This is a genomic window from Gordonia otitidis NBRC 100426 (assembly GCF_000248075.1).
In the GTDB taxonomy this organism is placed as follows: domain Bacteria; phylum Actinomycetota; class Actinomycetes; order Mycobacteriales; family Mycobacteriaceae; genus Gordonia; species Gordonia otitidis.
In genome coordinates, this window is the sequence record NZ_BAFB01000054.1 from 1 (window position 1) to 529 (window position 529).

1 protein-coding gene is annotated in these 529 nt (G+C 66.2%); it reads left to right on the forward strand.

What is annotated here, in order from left to right; all coding sequences use genetic code 11:
- The first annotated feature begins 70 nt into the window (after positions 1 to 70).
- Positions 71 to 379: a transposase gene (locus GOOTI_RS26460; RefSeq protein WP_005180812.1), complete on the forward strand. Its 309-nt coding sequence runs from the start codon at positions 71 to 73 to the stop codon at positions 377 to 379.
- The last annotated feature ends 150 nt before the right edge of the window (positions 380 to 529 follow it).

The window sequence follows — 529 nt, forward strand, 5'->3', positions numbered from 1 at the left end:
GGGGCTGGTGCACGAGTAGGTGACATCTGATCTGGCTTGCCCTGCCGGGCGGCCTGGAAGGATGCCAGCTGTGCCCAAGCCCTATCCCCAGGAGTTCCGCGACGACGTTGTCCGCGTCGCCCAGAACCGTGAAGACGGTGTGACTCTCGAACAGATCGCTGCCGACTTCGGTATCCACCCGATGACCCTGAACAAGTGGATCCGCAAGGCCGACGTGGAGGCCGGGATCAAGCCCGGCACCACGTCGGCCGAATCGCGTGAGCTGCGCGAGGCCAAGCGGCGTGTGCGCCTGCTTGAACAGGAGAACGAGGTCTTACGCCGGGCGGCGGCGTACCTGTCCCAAGCGAATCTGCCGGGAAAAGGTGGTACCCGCTCGTGAGTGAGCTGGCCGCTGACGGCATCCCCGTCACGGTGGCGTGTCGGGTACTCAAGATCGCTCGCCAGCCCTACTACCGGTGGCGCAAGAACCCGATCACCGACGCCGAGCTCGCCGAGGCGTACCGGGCCAACGCCCTGTTCGACGCCCACC